Genomic DNA, 21,464 nt, shown 5'->3' on the forward strand with positions numbered 1-21,464 from the left:
CCGACCCGAACCCTAACGTTGAACTTTAGGGTTACCAGTGTGTCTGTTCCCTGGAGTCTTCTGAACAGGACACTAAGTCGACACGTGGCGCCCGTTCAACGAACACGCCGAACCTCCCGTTTTTCTTTTCACCCTATGTGATCAGGCGTAGCGCTGCCCAACCAGGGTGCTGGCCTGCACTGATGAGCGTCAACTCCCCGATGACGCCGGAGCCGTGGGGACGCTGACGTCGAAGTGCCGCGCATCGGAAGCCGCTTTCATCAGAGCCGTGAGGGCGCGGGCCTTCGCCGCCCCCTTCTCGCTGCTTCCCCAATCGACCGTCCTGTCACCCGTCAACCGCAGCGAGATGTCGTCATAGGAACGGACCTTGACGCCGCGGACCTCGCGCGCGACGGAGTCCGGAACGGCGCCGGCGGCCCGCACCGCCTCCCGCACCAGCCGGTCCTCGCCGAAGCGGCGCAGGCTCGCGGCCGCGGAACCGCTCCGGGAGACGGCCAATTCCAGCAGGGGAACACCTCGCGGAGCCCGGGAAACCGTGGCAAAACGGACGCCCTCCTTGTCCACTTCGGTGAACTTTCCGCCCTTTTGCAGAAGAAGGACCGGAGTGCGCTCCGTCACTTTCAGCTCGATTTCACGGGGCCAGGAACGGATCACGTCAACCGTGGCAATTCGGGGCAATTCTTCGGCGATCCGCGCCTCGATCGCCCCGGTGTCCACCGAAATCACCTGCTCCCCCAGGGGAACGTCCGCGGCCTCGCGCACCTGCGCGGGCGTCAGGATCCGGGTGCCGGACACGGACACGCGCTCCACGCGCACGAGGTCCGAGCCGTACAGCAGCCAGAAGGCCCCGCTCCCGAGGAACACGAAGGCGACAGCCAGAACGATCATCACACGAAGGCGCCGGCGGAAACGCCGGACGGGCGGCGGGCCGGACGACCCCTGACGGCGTTCACCGCGCTCGGCGGTGGTCGGTCCGGCCACGCGCGCGCTCCTTTCAGTGGCGGTGGCGCGAGGCGATCGCCTCGTACACCATGCCGACGAGCAGGTCGTCGGCGTCCCGGCGGCCGAACTCGGAGGCGGCGCGGGACATCTCGTACAGCCGGTGCGGGTCGGCGAGGACGGGCAGCACGTGCTGCTGCAGCCACTCCGGCGTCAGCTCCGCGTCGTCGACCAGCAGCCCGCCGCCGGCCTTGACCACCGGCTGGGCGTTGAGCCGCTGTTCGCCGTTGCCGATGGGCAGCGGGACGTAGGCGGCCGGGAGCCCGACGGCGGAGAGCTCGGCGACGGTCATCGCGCCCGCGCGGCAGAGCATCATGTCGGCCGCGGCGTACGCGAGGTCCATCCGGTCCAGGTAACTTACCGGGATGTAGGGGGGCATGCCCGGCATCTGCTGCACCTGCGGCAGTTCGTTCTTCGGGCCGACCGCGTGCAGGATCTGGATCCCGGCCTGCTGCAGCCGCGGAGCCACCTGCTGGACGACCTCGTTCAGCCGGCGGGCGCCCTGCGAGCCGCCGGAGACCAGCAGCGTCGGCAGGTTGGGGTCGAGCCCGAACGCGGCACGGGCCTCGGGGCGGACGGCGGCCCGGTCGAGGGTGGCGATGGAGCGGCGCAGCGGGATCCCGATGTACCGGGCGCCCCGCAGCTTGCTGTCGGGCGTGGAGACGGCGACCTGGGCGGCGTAGCGGGAGCCGATCTTGTTGGCCAGACCGGGCCGGGCGTTGGCCTCGTGGATCACGATCGGCACGCCGAGCCGCTTGGCCGCGAGGTAGCCGGGCAGGGCGACGTAGCCGCCGAAACCGACCACGGCGTCCGCCTTGGTGCGCTCCAGGATCTGCTCGGTCGCCTTGATGGTGCCGCGCAGCCGGCCCGGCACGGTGATCAGCTCGGGGGTCGGCTTGCGTGGCAGCGGTACGGCGGGGATCAGCGCCAGCTCGTACCCGCGCTCGGGTACGAGACGTGTCTCGAGGCCGCGCTCCGTGCCCAGGGCCGTGATGCCCACGGTCGGATCCTGCCTGCGCAGGGCGTCCGCGAGGGCGAGCGCGGGCTCGATGTGGCCCGCGGTTCCTCCGCCGGCGAGTACGACATGCACCGAAATTCACCGCTCTCCGGACGAACGCGCCGCTCAGGCACGCCGTCGCATCGTGTTCCATCTCCGGGGCCGCTGAGGACCCCCGTTCCGCTTTTTACCAAAGCGGGGTTGCCGCATCGCAAGCGCCATCCGCGCAGCGGGGTCCTCACGCGCGAAGGCGATCAGCAGCCCGATGGCGAACATGGTCGGCAGCAGGGCGGACCCCCCGTAGGAGAACAGCGGGAGCGGGACGCCGGCGATCGGCAGCAGGCCGAGCACCGCACCGATGTTGATCACGGCCTGGGCCATGATCCAGGTGGTCACGCCTCCCGCGGCGTACCTCACGAAGGGGTCCTCCGTGCGTCCGGCCACGCGGATGCCCGCATAGCCTAGAGCCGCGAACAGGGCGAGTACCGACAGCGTCCCCGCCAGACCCAGTTCCTCACCGGTGACGGCGAAAATGAAGTCGGTGTGGGCTTCGGGTAGTTGTCCCCATTTCTCCACACTCGCCCCCAGGCCGGAACCGAAGATCCCGCCGGAGGCGAGGGCGTAGATCCCGTGCACCGCCTGCCAGCAGTCGACCGGTCCCGACTGGGGCTCGGTGGCACCGAGGCAGGCGAGCCGGGCCATGCGGTTCGGGCTGGTGCGGATGAGGATCACGCCGAGCAGGGCGGCGACGGACAGCACCGCGGCGAACATCCGGGTGGGCGCCCCCGCCAGCCACAGCAGGCCGAACAGGATCGCCGTCAGGATGATCGCCGTCCCCATGTCGCCGCCGAGCATGATCAGTCCGAGCAGCATGAAGGCGGCCGGAACCAGCGGCACCAGCATGTGCTTCCACTGGCCCAGCAGCCGCTTGTCCTGTTTGCGGGCGAGCAGGTCGGCGCCCCACAGCACCAGCGCCAGCTTGCCGAACTCGCTGGGCTGGACCTGGAAGGAGCCGCCGAGGGCGATCCAGTTCTGGTTGCCGTTGACCTCGACCCCTATCCCCGGCACCTGCACCAGGACCATCAGGAAGACGGCGCCCGCGAGGATGGGGTAGGCCAGTGCCCGGTGCAGCTTCACCGGCATCCGGGAGGCCGCGAGCAGCAGCACGGTGCCGATCGCGGCGGCCAGGAGCTGCTTGCGGAAGAAGTAGGAGCCCGGCAGGGACATCTGCAGCGCGGTGATCTGGGAGGCCGAGTAGACCATCACCAGGCCGAGCACGGTGATCAGCGCGCTGCCGCCGAGGATCAGGTAGTACGCGGTCAGCGGCCGGTCCCAGGCCTTGCGGGCCCGGGTGTGCAGGGTGCGGAGGGGGTTCTCGCGCCTGGGCCGGGGCACGGCGGGCCGGCGGACGGCGCGCTGCACGGGCGGCCCGCCGGTACGGCTACCGGGCATCAGGACCTCCGTCGCGCGCCGGACAGGTGTACGCCGGACAGGGCCTCGACGGTCCCACACGTCCCTCCCAAGGTCGCCCGGCGCAGGCGGCCGGGTCAGGCGCCGAGTTCGCGCACCGCCTGGGCGAACGCCTCACCGCGCCTGTTGTAGTTGGCGAACATGTCCATCGAGGCGCAGGCCGGGGCGAGCAGTACCGTGTCGCCGGGCCGTGCGAGCCGCCGCGCCTCCTGGACAGCCTGGAGCATCGCCCCAGTGTCGGTCCGGTCGAGGTCGACCACCGGCACCTCGGGGGCGTGTCGCGCGAGGGCTTCGCGGATCAGGGCGCGGTCCCGGCCGATCAGGACGGCACCGCGCAGCCGCTTCGCCGCCCCCGCGACCAGTTCGTCGAAGGTCGCGCCCTTCGCCAGACCGCCCGCGATCCACACCACCGGCTCGTACGCCGCCAACGAGGCCTCGGCGGCATGCGTGTTGGTGGCCTTGGAGTCGTCGACGTAGGCGACGCCGTCCACGTCGGCCACGTGCGCGATGCGGTGGGCGTCCGGGGTGAAGGCCCGCAGGCCGTCGCGCACGGCCGTCGCGGGCACCCCGAAGGCGCGGGCGAGGGCCGCGGCGGCGAGTGCGTTGGCGACGTTGTGCGGGGCGGGCGGGTTGACGTCGGAGACCTCGGCGAGCTCCTGGGCGCTCCTGTACCGGTCCTCGACGAAGGCGCGGTCGACCAGGATGCCCTCCACGACGCCGAGTTGGGAGGGACCCGGCGTGCCCAGGGTGAACCCGACGGCGCGGCAGCCCTCCTCGACGTCGGCCTCGCGGACCAGGTCCTCGGTGGCCTTGTCGGCGACGTTGTAGACGCAGGCGACACGATTGCCCTCGTAGATGCGGCCCTTGTCGGCGGCGTACGCCTGCAGGGAGCCGTGCCAGTCGAGGTGGTCGGGGGCGAGGTTCAGCACGACGGCCGAGTGGGCGCGCAGCGAGGGTGCCCAGTGGAGCTGGTAGCTGGACAGCTCCACGGCGAGCACGTCGTACTCCTCCTCGCCGAGCACCGCGTCCAGCAGCGAGACGCCGATGTTGCCGACGGCCGCGGTGCGCAGGCCCGCCGCCTCCAGGATGGAGGCGAGCATCTGGACGGTGGTGGTCTTGCCGTTGGTGCCGGTGACCGCGAGCCAGGGGGCGGAGTCGGGGCGGCGCAGCCGCCAGGCGAGCTCGACGTCGCCCCAGACGGGGACGCCGGCCCGCTCGGCGGCGGCGAACAGCGGCTTGTCGGGCTTCCAGCCGGGTGCGGTGACGATGAGGTCGGTGCCCTCGGGCAGGGTCGCGCCGTCGCCGAGGCGGACGGTGACGCCGAGCTGCTCCAGCTCGGCCGCCTGGGCCCGGGCGCGTTCGTCGTCGCCGTCGTTGACGACCGTGACGTGCGCGCCGAGGCCGTGCAGCACCTTCGCCGCCGGGACGCCGGAGACGCCGAGCCCGGCGACGGTGATGTGCTTGCCCCGGAATTCCGAGGGCGCCGACGAGGTCACTTTTCCGCTGCCCATCCCGCGTAGAAGAGGCCCAGTCCGACGATCACACAGATGCCCTGGATGATCCAGAAGCGGACCACCACGAGCACTTCGGACCAGCCCTTGAGTTCGAAGTGGTGCTGGAGCGGTGCCATCCGGAAGACCCGCTTCCCGGTGAGCCGGAAGGAGCCGACCTGGATGACCACCGACATGGTGATGAGGACGAACAGACCACCGAGGATGGCGAGCAGCAGCTCGGTGCGGGAGCAGATCGCGAGACCCGCGAGCACACCGCCGAGCGCCAGCGAACCGGTGTCGCCCATGAAGATCTTGGCCGGGGAGGTGTTCCACCACAGGAAGCCGAGGCAGGCGCCCATCAGCGCGGCGGAGACGACGGCGAGGTCGAGCGGGTCGCGCACCTCGTAACAGGCGTTGGGGTTGGTCAGCGTCTCGCCGTTGGCGCAGGACTCCTGGAACTGCCAGACGCCGATGAAGGTGTAGGCGCCGAAGACGAGGACGGAGGCGCCGGTGGCGAGACCGTCCAGACCGTCGGTCAGGTTCACGCCGTTCGACATCGCGAGGATCATGAACAGCGCCCAGACGACGAACAGCACCGGGCCGATGGTCCAGCCGAAGTCCGTGATGAACGACAGCTTCGTGGAGGCCGGGGTCTGGCCGCGGGAGTCCGCGAACTGCAGGGAGAGCACCGCGAAGGCGATGCCGACGATCAGCTGGCCGGCCATCTTCGCCTTGGCCCGCAGACCCAGCGAACGCCTCTTGACGATCTTGATGTAGTCGTCCAGGAAGCCGACCATGCCCATGCCGACCATCAGGCCCAGCACCAGCAGGCCCGAGTACGTCGGCGACTTGCCGGTGATCACCTTGCTGAGGAAGTAGGCGGCGACCGTCGCCAGGATGAAGGCGATACCGCCCATGGTCGGCGTACCGCGCTTGCTGGCGTGCTCGCGCGGGCCGTCGTCACGGATGTACTGGCCGTACCCCTTGCGCGCGAGCAGTTTGATCAGCAGCGGAGTGCCGATCAGCGTCAGGAAGAGGCCGATGACGCCTGCGAACAGGATCTGATTCATCATCGGGCGGCGACCTCACCCTCGGCACCGGTCTCGAGCAGCGCCTGCGCCACGCTCTCGAGTCCGACCGAACGGGACGCCTTCACGAGTACGACGTCTCCCGGGCGCAACTCGCTGCGCAACAGGTCGACCGCCGCCTGTGCGTCGGACACGTGCACCGACTCCTCACCCCACGAACCCTCGTTATATGCGCCCAGTTGCAGCCAGGCGGCTTCCCTGCCACCGACCGCGACGAGCTTGCTGACGTTGAGCCGGACGGCGAGCCGTCCGACCGCGTCGTGCTCGGCGAGCGCCTCGTCCCCGAGCTCGGCCATCTTGCCGAGCACCGCCCACGTGCGTCCCCCTTTTGCCTGTGAGGCCTTGCCCATCGCTGCCAGGGCGCGCAGGGCGGCCCGCATGGACTCGGGGTTCGCGTTGTAGGCGTCGTTGACGACCGTCACGCCGTCCGGGCGCTCGGTGACCTCCATCCGCCAGCGGGAGAGGGAGCCCGCCTCGGAGAGTGCGCGGGCGATCTCGTCTGCGGGCATGCCCAACTCGTGGGCGACGGCGGCCGCGGCGAGCGCGTTCGACACGTGATGCTCACCGTACAGGCGCATGGTCACATCACATGCACCGGAGGGTGTGTGAAGTCTGAAGGAGGGCTGTCCGCTGTCCGTGAGTCGCACGTTCTCGGCCCGAACGTCCGCTTCGTCGGACTCTCCGAAAAGGATCACCTTCGCCTTCGTACGGGAGGCCATGGCCCGTACGAGGGGGTCGTCCGCGTTGAGGATCGCGGCGCCGCCCTCCTCGGCCGGGGGCAGGGCCTCGACCAACTCGCCCTTGGCCTGCGCGATCTGCTCGCGGCCGCCGAACTCGCCGATGTGGGCGGAGCCGACGTTCAGGACGAGTCCGACCCTCGGGGGCGTCAGACCGGTGAGGTAGCGGATGTGGCCGATCCCACGGGCGCCCATCTCCAGCACGAGGAACTTGGTCTCCTCGGTGGCGGTGAGCGCGGTGAGCGGCAGCCCGATCTCGTTGTTGAGCGAGCCGGGGGTGAAGACCGTGGGCCCGTGGCGCTGCAGCACCTGGGCGATGAGGTCCTTGGTGCTGGTCTTGCCGGCCGAGCCGGTGAGCGCGACGAGGGTGGTGCCGAGCCGTCCGACGACGTGCCGGGCGAGGGCGCCGAGGGCCGCCTGGACGTCCTCGACGACGATCGCGGGCACGCCGACCGGACGGGAGGCGAGCACCGCGGCCGCGCCCGCCTCGACGACCCGCGCCGCGAAGTCGTGGCCGTCCACGCGCTCGCCGACGAAGGCGACGAAGAGGCTGCCCGGACCCGCCTCCCGTGAGTCCCGGACCACTGGCCCGGTGACCTGGACGGAGGGGTCCGGTATGTCGTGCGTCTGCCCGCCGACGACTTCTGCGATCTCGGCGAGGGAGAGGGCGATCACAAGTTCATCCCTGGGTCTTCTTGATGGCTTCGCGAAGCACCTGGCGGTCGTCGAAGGGACGCACCACCCCGGCGATGTCCTGCCCCTGCTCGTGGCCCTTGCCCGCGACCAGCACGGTGTCGCCGGGCCGCGCCCGGGCCACGGCGGCGGCGATCGCGGCGGCCCGGTCCTCGAAGACCTGCACCTCGCCGCGCTCGTGGGCGGGGACGGAGGCCGCGCCCTGGAGCATGGTGGCGAGGATCGCGAGGGGGTCCTCGGAGCGGGGGTTGTCGGAGGTCAGTACGGCGGTGTCGGCGAGCCGCGCGGCGGCTGCGCCCATCGGGGCCCGCTTGGTGATGTCCCGGTCGCCGCCGCAGCCGAGCACCACGTGCACCCGGCCCTCGGTGACCCTGCGCAGGGCGCGCAGCACCGATTCGACGGCGTCGGTCTTGTGGGCGTAGTCGACCACCGCGAGGTACGGCTGCCCGGCGTCCACGCGCTCCAGCCGGCCCGGCACGCCCGGCACGGCGGCGACGCCGTCGGCGGCGGCCTGCGGGTCGAGGCCGGCGGCGGCCAGCGCCACGATCGCGGCGAGGGTGTTGGCCACGTTGAAGGGGCCCGGCAGCGGCGACCGGGCGGCGACCCGCTGGTCCTCGGGGCCGATCACGGTGAACGACGAGTCCAGCGGGCCGACCCGGACGTCCTCGGTGCGCCAGTCGGCGTCGGGGTGGCCCTCGGCGGAGTAGGTGACGACCGGGACGCCGGCCTCCTTGGCGAGGCGGCGGCCGTACTCGTCGTCGACGTTGACCACGCCGAGCCTGCTGCGTTCCGGCGTGAACAGCTGTGCCTTGGCCCGGAAGTAGTCCTCCATGTCGGAGTGGAACTCCATGTGCTCCGGGCTGAGGTTGGTGAAGACCGCGATGTCGAAGACGCAGCCGTCGACCCGGCCGAGGACCAGGGCGTGGCTGGAGACCTCCATGGCGACGGCGTCGGTGCCGCGTTCCCGCATGACGGCGAACAGCGCCTGCAGGTCGGTGGCCTCGGGCGTGGTGCGCTCGGACTTGATGCGCTCCTCGCCGATGCGCATCTCGACGGTCCCGATGAGTCCCACCCGTCGCCCGCCACCGCCCTCGTCCGTGCCGCGGGCGGTCTTGAGACCGCCCTCGACGAGGTACGCGGTGGTGGTCTTGCCGGAGGTGCCGGTGATGCCGATCTGGAGCAGGTCGCGGCCCGGGTGGCCGTAGATGGTCACCGCCAGCTCGCCCATCCGCGCGCGCGGGTCGTCGACCACCAGCGCGGGCAGCCCGGTCGCGGCGACGCGCTCGGCGCCGGACGGGTCGGTGAGCACGGCGACCGCGCCGAGGCCGGCGGCCTGGGCGACGAAGTCGGCGCCGTGCGCGCGGGCGCCGGGGAGGGCGGCGTACAGGTCGCCGGGGCGGACGGCGCGCGAGTCGTGGGTGATGCCCGTGACCTCGGCGTTCCGCTCCGGCGCGGGGAGACCCAGTTGGTCGGCGAGTTCCGCCAGAGGTGTGGCGGACACCTGCGCCGGCCGGGGCGGTCCCGGATAGGTCACGGGATGGCCCTTCTGGGTGATTTGGGACTGATCAGCGTGTGGCACGGCGGTGAGCGTACCGGGCGTACCCGCTTCCGGGCCAAAGAGGGGCCCGGGCGCAGCGCGGTCCGGCGGGGGTGGTGGCGGGAGGCTGGAGGGCGAAGGACGGGGGGCGTCCTGGTTCCCGGGGCCGGGGGTGGTCGTCGTCACGGGGTGGTTCCTGGTGGCTCGGTGCGGGATCGGTGCTGATCAGGGTGTGAAGGTGACCGGTAGGTTGGCGGGTGCGGCGCCGGTCGGCGGCACCTGGAGCGTCTTCAGGGCGAACTCCATGACCTGCTTGTAGACGGGACCGCAGATCTGGCCGCCGAAGTAGCTGCCCCGGGTGGCGTTCTGGATGACGCAGGAGACGGTGATCCGCGGCTTGTCGGCGGGGGCGAAGCCGGCGAAGGACGAGGTGTAGCCGTGGTACTTGCCGGTGGCCGGATCCACGCGGTTGGCGGTGCCCGTCTTCCCCGCGACCCGGTACCCCGGGATGCGCGCCTTGGTGCCGGTGCCCTCCTCGTCGTCCACCACCGACTCCAGCATCCGGGCGAGCGTCTTCGCCGTCTTCTCGCTGACGACCCGCGTCCTCTCGGGCTTCGGGGCGGGCGTGAAGCGCCCGTCGGGCCCCGTGGAGCCGCGCACCAGCGTGGGTTCCACGCGGACGCCGCCGTTGGCGATGGTCGAGTAGACGGAGGCGGCCTGCATGGCGTTGACGGACACGCCCTGGCCGAAAGGAATCGTGTACTGCTGCGAGGTCGACCAGGTGTCGGGCGGGGCGAGGATGCCCTTGGTCTCGCCGGGGAAGCCGAGCCCCGTGAGGCTGCCGAGACCGAACTTGCGGAGGTAGTCGTAGAGGACCTTGTTGGCCTGGGCCTGGGTCTTGCCGAGCTGGCCGGTGGCCAGGATGGTGCCGATGTTGCTGGACTTGGCGAGCACGCCGTTGAGCGTCAGGTACCAGGTGGGGTGGTCGATGTCGTCCTTGAACAGCCGGTCGCCGCGGTGCAGCCGGTTGGGCACCACGACGTGCGTCCCGGGTGCGGCGACGTTCTCCTCCAGGACGGCCGCCATCGACAGCACCTTGGCGGTGGAGCCGGGTTCGAAGGCGTCCTGGACGGCCGCGTTGCCGAGCGCCTCCGGCTCGGCCTCGGAGAGGTCGTTGGGGTCGAACCCGGGCGCGTTGGCCATCGCGAGGACCTCGCCGGTGCGGGTGTCCTGGACGATGACGTAGCCGCGGTCCGCCGCGGACTCCTCCACCTGCTTGCTGATGGCGTTCTGCGCGGCCCACTGGATGTCGCGGTCGATGGTGAGCTCGATGTCGCTGCCGGGCACGGCCGGGGTCTCGGTGGAGCCCGCGGTCGGGACGAGCCGGCCGCCGGACTGGGCGTAGCGGATCTCGCCGTCCTTGCCGGCGAGCCGCTTGTCCAGTTGGAGCTCGATGCCGCCGCCGCCCCTGCCCTCGGCGTTGACCCAGCCCAGTATCCCGGCGGCGAGCTCGTTGTTGGGGTACACCCGCTTGCTGGTGGGCACGGAGAAGACACCGGCGAGGACGTTGGCCGCTGAGTCGTCGCTGCCCGCCTTCTTCGCCAGCGCCGACTTCAGGTCCTTGATCTGCTTCCAGACCTGCGGGGTCTGGCGGCCGGCCAGCTTGACGTAGCGCAGGGCCTTGTTCTCGGGGCGCAGTTTCGCGGCCAGCTTCTCCTGGTCCTGGCCGAGGATCGGGGCGAGGAGGGCGGCGGCCCGTTCGGGGCCGTCGGCGATCTCCAGTTCGTCCTGGGTGAACATCGTGGGGTCGGCCGTGATGTCGTAGGCGTCCTCGCTGGTCGCCAGGGCCACGCCGCTGCGGTCGGTGATCTCGCCGCGTTCGGCGGCCAGCACCTGGCCGACGTAGCGGTTCCGCTCGGCCTTGGCGGCGTACGTGCTCGCGTCGACGGCCTGCACCTGGACCAGGCGCACGACGAAGGCGAGCAGGACCAGGGTCAGGAGCACGCCGACCAGGCGCAGGCGGGGGCGCGGGCTGCCCAGCCGGATGGCCTTCGGGGCCCCGGGCCGGGGCGGGCCGGGGCGGCGGGCCGGACGGGCGCCGGGCCCGGGGCGCCGTCCGGCGGCCGGGCGGGCGGGCCCGGGCACCCGGCGGCGGGGCGGTTCCCTGTCGGACACTTCCGTCACCTGCCGGGAGTCGATGAGGAGGCGGGCGTGGGGGCGGGGGCCGGGGTGGCGGCCTCCGGGGCGGCCCCGGTGACCGGCGCCTCGGGGGCGGGGGCCAGGGGGGCCCGGGCGGCGGAGGCGGGGCCGGGGACGCCCTTGACCTTTCCGTCGGGGCCGAGGAAGGCGGGGTCGCCGCCGGGGACCATGCCGAGCTCGCGGGCGCGGCGCTGGAGGGCGTCGGGGGCGGAGTGGGCGTCGATGTCCCGCTGCAGGGCCTGTTCCTCGTCGGTGAGGTTCTTGGTCTCCCGCTGGAGGTCGTCGAGCTGGAAGGCGCCCTCGCTGAGGGCGGAGTTCAGCACCAGCAGGCCGATCAGGCCGCCGCCGAGGAGCAGAACGACGAGGAGGACGAAGGGGGTGCGCGCCGCCTGGGCGCGTCCGGTGGGGAAGAGCTGCGCGAGACGCGCCGCCCTTCCTTTCAGTTCGGGTTTCCTACTCACTCACGCTCCCCTGAGTTCGTCTTTCCCACCCGCACGTCCGGCTCGTCCCCCGTTCCCCTCATGCGCCCGGTGCACCCGTACGCGCTCCGTGGCGCCCCGTCCGCCTCACTCGACGTCCTCCCGGATCCGCTGGGCGCCGCGCAGCCGCGCGGGGGCCGCCCGCCGGTTCTCGGCGATCTCCTCCTCGGTGGGGAGTTCGGCACCGCGCGTGAGCAGCTTGAGCCGGGGCTGGTAGCGCTCGGGGACGACCGGCAGGCCGGGCGGCGCGGTGGTGGCGGCGCCCGCCGCGAACACCTGCTTGACCAGCCGGTCCTCCAGGGAGTGGTACGACAGCACGGCGATCCGCCCGTCCACGTCGAGGGCCTTCACGGCGGCCGGGATCGCCCGCTCCAGCACCGAGAGTTCGCCGTTGACCTCGATCCGCAGGGCCTGGAAGGTGCGCTTGGCCGGGTTGCCGCCGGTGCGCTTGGCGGCCTGCGGCAGCGCGTCCCGGATCAGCTCCACCAGGCGCGCGCTGCGCGTGAACGGCTCCTTCTCGCGCTCGCGCACGATCGCGGCCACGATCCGCTTGGCCTGCTTCTCCTCGCCGTAGGCGCGCAGGATGCGGACGAGTTCACCGGGCGGGTAGGTGTTGAGGACCTCGGCGGCGCTGACGCCGGCCGTCTGGTCCATGCGCATGTCGAGCGGGGCGTCCTGGGCGTAGGCGAAGCCGCGGTCGGCCTCGTCGAGCTGCATGGAGGACACCCCGAGGTCGAACAGGACCCCCTGGACGCGCGGGACGCCGAGCCGGGCGAGGACGTCGGGGAGCTCGTCGTAGACGGCGTGCACCAGGGTGGCCCGCTCGCCGAAGGGGGCGAGCCGCTCACCGGACAGGCGCAGGGCCTCCTTGTCGCGGTCCAGGGCGACGAGCCGCGCCTCGGGGAACCGCCGGAGCAGGGCCTCGCTGTGGCCGCCGAGGCCGAGGGTGCAGTCGACGACCACCGCTCCGGGCCGCTCCAGGGCGGGTGCCAGCAGGTCCAGGCACCGCTGGAGCATCACCGGGACGTGTCGACTCTGACTCAAGGGGCCCTCTCAGGTCCGGCGCGGCCACGACGCACCGCCGGGTTCCCGCCCTCCCCCCGAAGGGGCGGCCGGCCGGCGCCGGAAGCGTCAGCCGGCCGGGAACGGAAGGAGGCCGAGCCGTACGTACGCGCCGCGCGCGCGGGCAGATCCCGCGTTCTCGCCGGGATCTCCGGGAAAAACAGTGCAGCGGATGGTCTCGCCTCCCGCTTCGCGTCACTTTAGTCCACGGTGTCGCCCGGTCAATCAACCGGCCTGCGCGTCGCGACCGCCCTGCGGGGCAGGGCGCGGGCCGGGCGAAATCACTTGTGGGAGAGGGTTCACACCACCCTTGTGGGTTACCTCACACCTCAGGTCGATGACGCTCTTTGTCCCCTCTCACAGCAGGACCGATCCCCGGGCGGCCGTTACCGTCATGAGTATGACGACTTCTGCATCGGTTCCCGCAGGCTCCGGAAGCGCCACCGTCGGCCACGGCACGGTCACCGACCGTCTGGTCGACGCCAACCAGCAGTACGCCTCCGCGTTCACCGATCCCGGGATGGACGCCCGGCCGGTGCTGCACGTCGCCGTGGTGGCCTGCATGGACGCCCGGCTCGACCTGCACGCCGCGCTCGGCCTCGAGCTGGGCGACTGTCACACCATCCGCAACGCGGGCGGCGTCGTCACCGACGACGTGATCCGCTCGCTGACCATCAGCCAGCGGGCGCTCGGCACCCGCAGCGTGGTCCTCATCCACCACACCAACTGCGGCCTGGAGGCGCTCACCGAGGAGTTCCGGCACGACCTGGAGATGGAGGTCGGCCAGCGTCCCGCCTGGGCCGTGGAGGCCTTCCGGGACGTCGACCAGGACGTGCGCCAGTCGATGCAGCGCGTGCGCACCTCGCCGTTCCTGCTCCACACCGACGACGTGCGCGGCTTCGTGTTCGACGTGAAGACCGGCCTGCTGCGCGAGATCGACCCCGCCTGATCCGGCCGTCCGCCCCGACGATCACCTGAACTCCGGGTTCCGCAAAGGTCTCAGGGCCCGACATATCACCGCCGGTTGTCCACAGGCGAGTGACACGAATCGGTAACGGCGGCAAGAATGCGGGAGGGGTGCCACGCGGAACTTTTCCCGCGTGGTGTCCGTGATTCGGGGTGGGCCGGTCCGCGCGGCGAAGCGTCGGGCCGGGACATTTGGGGAACCCCGCTTCTTTCCGAAGCGCGGGGAAAGGCCTAGGAGGGCCGGGTGACGACCTATGACGATCGTGCGAGCCATGGGGGCGCCCCCGACCGAGCGTATTCGAGGGTGGGGGACGACCTGACCTCCGTGGTCGAGCGCGTGCGGGCTTCGGTGGAAGGCGTGATCGAGGGCAAGCCCGAGGTCGTACAGCTCTCGCTGACCGTACTGCTCGCCGAGGGGCACCTGCTCATCGAGGACGTCCCGGGGGTCGGCAAGACGATGCTGGCCAAGGCACTGGCGCGGTCCATCGACTGCTCGGTGCGGCGGATCCAGTTCACGCCGGACCTGCTGCCCTCGGACATCACCGGTGTGTCCATCTGGGACCAGCAGCGCCGGGACTTCGAGTTCAAGCCGGGCGCCATCTTCGCGCAGGTGGTGATCGGCGACGAGATCAACCGCGCGTCGCCGAAGACGCAGTCCGCGCTCCTGGAGTCGATGGAGGAGCGCCAGGTCACCATCGACGGCAAGACCTACGAGCTGCCCAGCCCCTTCATGGTGGTGGCGACGCAGAACCCGGTCGAGATGGAGGGCACCTACCCGCTGCCGGAGGCCCAGCGCGACCGTTTCATGGCCCGCGTCTCGGTCGGCTACCCGAGCGCGGAGGCCGAGCTGCAGATGCTGGACGTGCACGGCGGCGTCTCCCCGCTGGAGGACCTCCAGCCGGTGGCGCACGCGCACGAGATCGTGAAGCTGATCGAGGCGGTGCGCGGCGTCCACGTCGCCGAGCCGGTGCGCCGGTACGCGGTGGAGCTGGTCTCCGCCACCCGCACGCACCCCGACCTCAGACTCGGCGCCTCCCCGCGCGCGACGCTGCACCTGCTGCGCGCGGCGAAGGCGGCCGCGGCCCTGAACGGCCGGGAGTACGCGCTGCCCGACGACGTGCAGGCGCTCGCCGTGGCCGTGCTCGCCCACCGGCTGCTGCCCACCGCGCAGGCCCAGCTCAACCGCCGTACCGCGGAGCAGGTGGTCCAGGAGATCCTGCAGCGCACCCCGGTGCCCGCGTCGGCCCCGCAGCAGAGCGGCTTCGGCCTGGGCCGCGGCGGCCCGGGCTACGGCCAGCAGCCGCCCCGGAGGCTGTGATGACCGGCGCGGGCGCCGTCCACGCGGAGGGCGAGGAGGGCGGCAGGGGCGGTGTCAGGACGGCCCTGTCCGGACTGACCACCCGCGGGCGCTCCTTCCTGGCCGCCGGTGTGGCCGCAGCGATCTGCGCGTACGTACTGGGCCAGAGCGACCTGCTGCGGGTCGGGTTACTGCTGGCGGTGCTGCCGCTGGTGTGCGCGGCCGTGCTGTACCGCACCCGCTACCGGGTCGCCGGCAGCCGCCGCCTCTCCCCCGGGCGGGTCCCGGCCGGCTCCGAGGCACGGGTGCACCTGCGGATGGACAACGTCTCCCGGCTGCCCACGGGCCTGCTGATGCTCCAGGACCGGGTGCCGTACGTGCTCGGTCCGCGTCCGCGGTTCGTGCTGGACCGGATGGAGGCGGGCGGCCGCCGCGAGGTGTCCTACCGGGTCCGCTCCGACCTGCGCGGCCGCTATCCGCTGGGGCCGCTGCAGCTGCGCCTGTCCGACCCGTTCGGGATGTGCGAGCTGACCCGGTCCTTCTCCACGTACGACACCCTGACGGTGATACCGCGCGTGGAGCCGCTGCCGCCGGTGCGGCTGGGCGGTGAGGCGAAGGGGTACGGCGACGGGCGGCAGCGTGCGCTGGCGCTGGCCGGCGAGGACGACGTGATCCCGCGCGGATACCGCCACGGCGACGATCTGCGCCGTGTGCACTGGCGCTCCACCGCGCGCTACGGCGAGCTGATGGTGCGCCGCGAGGAGCAGCCGCAGCGCGCGCGGTGCACGGTGCTGCTGGACACCCGCGCCGTCGCCTACGAGGGGGCCGGCCCGGCCTCGGCGTTCGAGTGGGCGGTGTCGGGCGCGGCCTCCGTGCTGGTGCACATGCTGGAGCGCGGCTTCTCGGTGCGGCTGCTGACCGACACCGGCGCCTCGGTGCCCGGCGGGGGCTCCGACGGTTTCGCGGGGATCAACCAGGAGTCGGCGGACGCGGCCGGACTGATGATGGACACCCTCGCCGTGGTGGACCACTCCGACGAGACGGGCCTGTCCCGCGCCTACGACGTGCTGCGCGGCGGGAGCGAGGGGCTGCTGGTGGCCTTCCTCGGCGATCTCGACGAGGAGCAGGCCGCGGTCCTCGCCCGGATGCGGCAGCGCAGCGGGGGCGCCCTCGCCTTCCTGCTGGACAGCGGGACCTGGCTGCGGGAACCGGCCGACGTGCCCGGCCCGTCGGACCGGGGCGGGGAGTGGCTGCGGATGCTGCGCGAGGCGGGCTGGACGGCCCTGGCGGTGCCGCGGGGCGCCTCGCTGGACGAACTGTGGCGGCAGGCGGACCGGGAGCGTTCGGGCCTGGCCGCGGCGAGCGGTGGGGAGGGGCCGTGATCAGCGGGCAGGCAAGGCTGACACTGACCGCGTGGGCGGCCACGCTGCTGGCGGCGTGCGCGCTGCTGCCGCTGGTCGATCCGCCCCTGTGGATCCTCCAGGCGGCGATCGTCCTGGCGGTGCAGTCGGGCGTGGGCGCGGCGGCCCGCCGGGTGCCGCTGGCGCGTGCGCTGACGGTGGCGGTGCAGGCGCTCGTCACCGTGATGCTGCTGACTCTGCTGTTCGCGCGTGAGCACGCCTTCGCCGGGCTGATACCCGGCCCGGAGGCCCTCCGGTTCTTCTCCGCCCTGCTGGAGCAGGGCGGGAACGACGTCGGCCGGTACGCGATCCCGGCGCCGCTGACCGACGGCATCCGGCTGATGCTGATCGGCGGCGTCCTGGTGATCGGGCTGCTGGTGGACGTCCTCGCGGTGACCCTCCGCAGCGCGGCCCCGGCCGGTCTTCCGCTGCTCGCCCTGTACTCCGTGGCCGCGGGACTGTCCGACGGCGGCGTCGACTGGCTGTGGTTCCTGCTGGCGGCGGCCGGTTATCTGGCGCTGCTGCTCACCGAGGGGCGCGACCGGCTCTCCCAGTGGGGGCGGGTCTTCGCCGGGGCGACGCGCGGCCCGGGCGGGAGACCGGCCGGGGCCGTCGCACCGGTGCGCACCGGCCGGCGGATCGGTGCGGTCGCGCTGGGCATCGCCCTGGTGGTGCCGCTCGGCCTGCCCGCGATGAACGGCGGCCTGCTGGACGCCACCGGTGCGGGCGTCGGCTCGGGCACCGGCGGGGGCGGCACCATCTCGGCGGTGAACCCCCTGGTGTCGCTGCGTGACTCGCTGAACGTGGAGGAGGACCGTCAGGTCCTGTCGGTCCGCTCCGAGACGGCGAACGCCTCGGACCTGTATCTGCGCATCGTCTCCCTGGACGACTTCGACGGCACCACGTGGAAGCCGTCCAAGCGCTCCATCACCACCGTGCCCGAGGGCACGTTCCCGACCCCGGCGGGGCTCGGCACCGAGATCAGGCGCACGGAGATCGGCACGACGGTCTCGACCGCCGACTGGTACGGCCAGGACTGGCTGCCGATGCCGTACCCGCCGAGCGGGGTGAGCGTCAAGGGCGACTGGCGCTACGAACCGGTCGGCATGACGCTGGTCGGCGACCACGGCCAGAACACCCGCGGCCTGACGTACGAGGTGCGCAGCCTCGAGGTGCAGCCCACGCCGGAGCAGCTGGCCGGCGCCCCGGAGCCGCCGCCCGCCCTGAGGCGCGAGTACACCGAGCTGCCCGAGTCGCTGCCGGCCGTGGTGTCCCGGACCGCTCGCGAGGTCACCGCGGACGCGGACAACGCCTACGACCAGGCGGTCAAGCTCCAGGAGTACTTCACGCTGAACGGCGGCTTCGAGTACGACACCGAGGTGGACGTCGGCAGCGGTTCGCAGGCGATCGCCCGCTTCCTGCGGGACAAACAGGGCTTCTGCGTGCACTTCTCCTTCGCGATGGCGTCGATGGCCCGCTCCCTGGGCATACCGGCGCGGGTCGCGGTGGGCTTCGCGCCCGGCACCCCGCAGGCGGACGGCACGATCACGGTCGGGCTGCGGGACGCGCACGCCTGGCCGGAACTGTACTTCGAGGGCGTGGGCTGGACCCGCTTCGAGCCGACCCCGACCCGTGGTTCGGTGCCGTCCTACACCGTGCCGGAGGCCCCGGACAGCACACTGCCCGACCCGGCCCGGCCGTCCCGGGCCACGACCTCCGAGCCGTCCGACGCTCCCTCCCCGAGCGAGAGCTGCTCGACGGAGCGGAGGAGGCTGGGGGCGTGCGAGAGCGAGTCGCCGCAGGCGGCGCTGCCCACGGGGGACGACGGACCGAAGTGGCCCGCGCTGCTGGCCTGGTCCCTGACCGGTCTCGCCGCCCTGGTGCTGCCGCTGACGCCGATGCTGTGGCGGATGAGGACCCGGGCGGTGCGCCTGGGTGCGCACGGCCGCTCGGAGGCGGACGTGGCGCCGTACGTCCTGGCCGTCTGGGAGGAGCTGAGCGACACGGCGTGGGACCACGGCATCCCGCCGGACGAGTCGCTGACCCCGCGCAAGGCGGCCGCCCGGATCGTGCGGCTCGGGCATCTCGACCCGGCCGCGGCGGCCTCGGTGCACCGGGTGGCCGACGCGGTCGAGCAGGTCCTGTACGCGCCGCGCCCGCGGCCGACGGCGGGGCTGACGGAGGACGTGCGCCGGGTGGCCGCCGCTCTGCGGTCCGGGGCGGGCCGGGGCGCCCGGCTGCGCGCGGTCTTCGCCCCGCGCTCCACCGTGCGCGTGGTGTGGGCGGTGTCGGCCCGGTGGTCCGGCGTCCGGGAACGGGCCCTCGCGATGCGGCCGACGTGGCGCAGGCCGTCGACGTGGCGCAAGCCGTCGCGGCAGCAGGGCTGAGCCCGGCCGGCGGGCGGAGGAGCGGGGCGGAACTGGGAGGAACGGGACGGAGGAGGGGCGGGACGGCCGAGCCGTCCCGCCCCTCTTGCCCCTCTTCCGCGTGCGTGACCGCGCCCACGCCGGGGACTACGCCCGCGTCAGGACATGCGTCAGGGGGCGACCACCTCGGCGGTGGTCACCCCCTGACCCGTGTCTTCAGCTGTTTCCCGGAGAGCGGCGCGGAGAGCTAGTGGCCACCCTGTTCGTCGCGACGGCGCTGCCAGCGCTCCTCTATGCGGTTCATCATGGAGCGCCGCTGTCTGCCCTGGCGGCCGGCCTGGACGGCGCCCGGGGCGCCGGCGACCTGCTCGCCCGGCTTGGGCGCCTTGCGCCAGCCGGTCACGGCGAGGACCGCGCATCCCAGCATCACGAGGAATCCCACGACACTGAGCCAGACCTGTTGGGCGACCATACCGGCCATGAGGAGCGCAATACCTACGAGGAAGCCCGCGACCGCCTGGTAGACCCGCCGCCGGGTGTACGTACGCAGCCCGCTTCCCTCAAGCGCCGACGCGAACTTGGGATCTTCGGCGTACAGCGCTCGCTCCATCTGCTCGAGCATGCGCTGCTCGTGCTCCGAGAGCGGCACGGAGTCCTCCTCATCGTGCAGTCGCCGGGGCGACCCGGGGGGTCCCTTCAGGATAGGCAGGGAATCGCCCCCGTGAAACCCGCCCCTCTGCGCCAATTGGCCAACCGGTCCCGCCATGGACGTCCCGGCCCGCTGAGGCATCTCTTTCCCCTGCGGCCGGCCCGTCATGCCGGGCGGTCTCCCTCGATCATACGGCGCCAAGCCGCCATTCGGGGGGCCCGGGGCACACTCCGTGCGCGGCCGGGGCTCCGGACGCGCCGCTGATCAGCGGCACGGCACCCGTGGCCACTCAGGCCCCGGGCGCCTCACCGGCCCCCGGTGCCTCACCGAGCACATGGAGCTGCGTGGCCACCGCGTGGAAGGCGGTGAGCTCGGCCGCCGCGGCCTCCAGCTCCAGCAGCGCGTCCAGGGCTCCGGGCTCGGTGTCCACGAGCGCGCCGGGAACGAGGTCGGCGAAGACCCGCACGCCGTGCACGGCGCCGACCGCGAGGCCCGCGCCCTCGACGAGCCCGGTGAGCTGCTCGGCGGTGAAGCGGCGCGGCACGGGGTCACCCGCGCCCCATCGGCCGTCCGGGTCGCCGAGCGCCTGCCGGGCCTCCCTGAAGTGGCCCGCGAGGGCCCGGGCCAGCACGGCGCCGCCGAGTCCGGCGGCCAGCAGGCTGAGGACGCCTTCGGGGCGCAGGGCGGCCACCGCGTTGCGGACGCCCTCGGCCGGGTCGTCGACGTACTCCAGGACGCCGTGGCACAGCACGGCGTCGTAGCCGCCGCGCTCGGCCACGTCGAAGAGGCCGCGCACGTCTCCCTGGACCCCCCGGACCCGGTCGGCGGCGCCGGCCTCGGCCGCGCGGCGCTCCAGGGCGAACAGCGCGTTGGGGCTGGGGTCGACGACGGTGACCCGGTGGCCGAGGAGGGCCAGGGGCACCGCGAAGTTGCCGCTGCCGCCGCCGGTGTCGAGGACGTCCAGCGCCTGTCGTCCCGTCGCCTCGGCCCGGCGCTCCAGGGCGTCCCGAAGGACCTCCCAGACCACGGCGGTGCGAAGAGCGGCCCGGGGCCGCGAGGGGTCGGAACGCAGTGGTGTGGGGTGCGAGTGGGGAGAGGCGGGCGGGCGCATCGGATCCGGCACGGCAGTTGACTCCTCGGCGCGGCACCGCCTCATCCTCGGCGGAGCGATCGGGCTCCCTCCCCCGGACCGGAGCACCGGAGCGGGGAAGGGTTCAGGCGTTCTCCACCCTATTGCCTGGGGCGCGGTGCCCGGTCACCTGCCTGCGCCACCCCGGGGACTCCGCCGCGGACAGGGGATCAGCCCGCGTTCGGCACGCCCCGGGCCGGGCCGTCGTCCGCGTCCCCGCCCGGGGCGCGGCCCTCCGGCCGGTCCGGGTCCCCGTGGGACTGGGGAAGGACCGGCTGGAGGACGAGCATGCGCTCCACCAGACGCAGGAACATCGCCACGTCCCGTATCAGGTCGTCGGCGTCCCGCCCGCTCGCCGCGCCCTGGATGCCCGCCTCGGCCCGGGCCCGGCGCGGGGCCCCGGAGGCGAACAGCGCGCTCCACTCGGTGAGCTCGGGCGCGATCTCGGGGAGCACTTCCCAGGCGCTCCTGATCCTGGCCCGGGCCCGGGGCGAGGCCTCGGGCCGGCCGCGCGCGGCGAGCACGGCGGCGGCGGTGCGCAGGGCGGCCAGGTGGGCCGTCGCGTAGCGCTCGTTGGGGGTGTCGAGGACGGTGGCCTCGTCGAGTCCGGCACGGGCCTGGGCGAGCAGGTCGAGAGCGGCGGGCGGGGCCGAGGCGCGGCGCAGCACGGGGTGGACGTCGCTCGCCGGGCCGTTCAGTGAGGGGGCAGGGCCTGCTGTGCGGCGCCGACGGGCGGCGGCTGCGGACGAGTTGGCCATGACGAACCTCCTGTCGTCTTCGTGACGGCACGCCCTGAGACGGGGTGCCGTATGGGCTCATCGTGCGGTATGGCACTGACAATCCGTTCTGACCTGGGGCTTTGCTTCGAGCGAGCGTTCGGGCTAGTTTTTGCACTGACCAGTC

The 21,464-nt window shown here is 72.8% G+C and carries 17 protein-coding genes; 4 read left to right on the plus strand and 13 right to left on the minus strand.

Going from position 1 to position 21,464, the window contains the following annotated elements; all coding sequences use genetic code 11:
- Nucleotides 1-189: 189 nt before the first annotated feature.
- The 10 genes from CP969_RS11490 to rsmH all read right to left on the minus strand — a co-directional run bounded on the left by CP969_RS11490 (nt 190) and on the right by rsmH (nt 12,736).
- Entirely contained in the window at nt 190-981 is a 792-nt protein-coding gene (locus CP969_RS11490) for a cell division protein FtsQ/DivIB (RefSeq protein ID WP_016826682.1), read from the minus strand.
- A 13-nt stretch (nt 982-994) separates the two neighbouring features.
- Entirely contained in the window at nt 995-2,089 is a 1,095-nt protein-coding gene (gene murG, locus CP969_RS11495) for an undecaprenyldiphospho-muramoylpentapeptide beta-N-acetylglucosaminyltransferase (protein WP_004989232.1), read from the minus strand.
- Nucleotides 2,090-2,122: 33 nt separating this feature from the next.
- A complete protein-coding gene (ftsW, locus tag CP969_RS11500) occupies nt 2,123-3,448 on the minus strand; it encodes a putative lipid II flippase FtsW (RefSeq protein ID WP_016826681.1) in 1,326 nt (441 codons plus the stop codon).
- A 95-nt stretch (nt 3,449-3,543) separates the two neighbouring features.
- On the minus strand, nt 3,544-4,977 hold the full coding sequence (gene murD / locus CP969_RS11505; RefSeq protein WP_086019029.1) for a UDP-N-acetylmuramoyl-L-alanine--D-glutamate ligase: 1,434 nt from the start codon (nt 4,975-4,977) through the stop codon (nt 3,544-3,546).
- Nucleotides 4,959-6,032 (minus strand): phospho-N-acetylmuramoyl-pentapeptide-transferase, encoded by a 1,074-nt coding sequence (gene mraY / locus CP969_RS11510; protein ID WP_004989225.1) that lies wholly within the window; start codon nt 6,030-6,032, stop codon nt 4,959-4,961. Before mraY ends, murD begins: the two co-directional genes overlap by 19 nt.
- Nucleotides 6,029-7,459: a UDP-N-acetylmuramoyl-tripeptide--D-alanyl-D-alanine ligase gene (locus CP969_RS11515; protein ID WP_004989224.1), complete on the minus strand. Its 1,431-nt coding sequence runs from the start codon at nt 7,457-7,459 to the stop codon at nt 6,029-6,031. The genes mraY and CP969_RS11515 overlap by 4 nt, the downstream gene beginning before the upstream one ends.
- Before the next feature lie 4 nt (nt 7,460-7,463).
- Entirely contained in the window at nt 7,464-9,011 is a 1,548-nt protein-coding gene (locus tag CP969_RS11520) for a UDP-N-acetylmuramoyl-L-alanyl-D-glutamate--2,6-diaminopimelate ligase (protein WP_016826678.1), read from the minus strand.
- Between the two features lie 228 nt (nt 9,012-9,239).
- Nucleotides 9,240-11,189, minus strand: coding sequence for a peptidoglycan D,D-transpeptidase FtsI family protein (locus tag CP969_RS11525; protein ID WP_317984031.1), 1,950 nt, complete (start codon nt 11,187-11,189; stop codon nt 9,240-9,242).
- 5 nt (nt 11,190-11,194) lie between these two features.
- Nucleotides 11,195-11,674: a cell division protein FtsL gene (locus CP969_RS11530; protein ID WP_109538943.1), complete on the minus strand. Its 480-nt coding sequence runs from the start codon at nt 11,672-11,674 to the stop codon at nt 11,195-11,197.
- A 105-nt stretch (nt 11,675-11,779) separates the two neighbouring features.
- Entirely contained in the window at nt 11,780-12,736 is a 957-nt protein-coding gene (rsmH, locus tag CP969_RS11535) for a 16S rRNA (cytosine(1402)-N(4))-methyltransferase RsmH (RefSeq protein ID WP_004989218.1), read from the minus strand.
- Nucleotides 12,737-13,154: 418 nt separating this feature from the next.
- Here rsmH and CP969_RS11540 point away from each other — a divergent pair, with 418 nt between their 5' ends.
- The 4 genes from CP969_RS11540 (at nt 13,155) to CP969_RS11555 (ending at nt 18,804) form a co-directional block, all read left to right on the plus strand.
- Nucleotides 13,155-13,703: a beta-class carbonic anhydrase gene (locus tag CP969_RS11540; RefSeq protein WP_004989217.1), complete on the plus strand. Its 549-nt coding sequence runs from the start codon at nt 13,155-13,157 to the stop codon at nt 13,701-13,703.
- A 261-nt stretch (nt 13,704-13,964) separates the two neighbouring features.
- Nucleotides 13,965-15,038 (plus strand): AAA family ATPase, encoded by a 1,074-nt coding sequence (locus tag CP969_RS11545; protein ID WP_375137766.1) that lies wholly within the window; start codon nt 13,965-13,967, stop codon nt 15,036-15,038.
- Nucleotides 15,038-16,399, plus strand: coding sequence for a DUF58 domain-containing protein (locus CP969_RS11550; RefSeq protein WP_004989213.1), 1,362 nt, complete (start codon nt 15,038-15,040; stop codon nt 16,397-16,399). Before CP969_RS11545 ends, CP969_RS11550 begins: the two co-directional genes overlap by 1 nt.
- Nucleotides 16,396-18,804 (plus strand): transglutaminase TgpA family protein, encoded by a 2,409-nt coding sequence (locus CP969_RS11555; RefSeq protein WP_016826674.1) that lies wholly within the window; start codon nt 16,396-16,398, stop codon nt 18,802-18,804. Before CP969_RS11550 ends, CP969_RS11555 begins: the two co-directional genes overlap by 4 nt.
- A 226-nt stretch (nt 18,805-19,030) precedes the next feature.
- Here the strand turns inward: CP969_RS11555 and CP969_RS11560 are convergent, their stop codons facing one another.
- The 3 genes from CP969_RS11560 to CP969_RS11570 all read right to left on the minus strand — a co-directional run bounded on the left by CP969_RS11560 (nt 19,031) and on the right by CP969_RS11570 (nt 21,319).
- Nucleotides 19,031-19,432 (minus strand): DUF3040 domain-containing protein, encoded by a 402-nt coding sequence (locus CP969_RS11560; protein ID WP_026085263.1) that lies wholly within the window; start codon nt 19,430-19,432, stop codon nt 19,031-19,033.
- A 289-nt stretch (nt 19,433-19,721) separates the two neighbouring features.
- Complete coding sequence (locus tag CP969_RS11565) at nt 19,722-20,555, minus strand: class I SAM-dependent methyltransferase (protein ID WP_026085262.1); 834 nt, start codon at nt 20,553-20,555, stop codon at nt 19,722-19,724.
- A 176-nt stretch (nt 20,556-20,731) separates the two neighbouring features.
- Nucleotides 20,732-21,319, minus strand: coding sequence for an SAV_6107 family HEPN domain-containing protein (locus CP969_RS11570; protein WP_026085261.1), 588 nt, complete (start codon nt 21,317-21,319; stop codon nt 20,732-20,734).
- Nucleotides 21,320-21,464: the final 145 nt, after the last annotated feature.

This window comes from Streptomyces viridosporus T7A (assembly GCF_008704515.1).
In the GTDB taxonomy this organism is placed as follows: Bacteria; Actinomycetota; Actinomycetes; order Streptomycetales; family Streptomycetaceae; genus Streptomyces; species Streptomyces viridosporus.

Coding starts and splice junctions, on each gene's coding strand:
- CP969_RS11570 (WP_026085261.1), bottom strand. CDS start 21,319: ATGGCCAACTCGTCCGCAGCCGCCGCCCGTCGGCGCCGCACAGCAGGC.
- mraY (WP_004989225.1), bottom strand. CDS start 6,032: ATGATGAATCAGATCCTGTTCGCAGGCGTCATCGGCCTCTTCCTGACG.
- CP969_RS11550 (WP_004989213.1), top strand. CDS start 15,038: ATGACCGGCGCGGGCGCCGTCCACGCGGAGGGCGAGGAGGGCGGCAGG.
- CP969_RS11540 (WP_004989217.1), top strand. CDS start 13,155: ATGACGACTTCTGCATCGGTTCCCGCAGGCTCCGGAAGCGCCACCGTC.
- ftsW (WP_016826681.1), bottom strand. CDS start 3,448: ATGCCCGGTAGCCGTACCGGCGGGCCGCCCGTGCAGCGCGCCGTCCGC.
- murD (WP_086019029.1), bottom strand. CDS start 4,977: ATGGGCAGCGGAAAAGTGACCTCGTCGGCGCCCTCGGAATTCCGGGGC.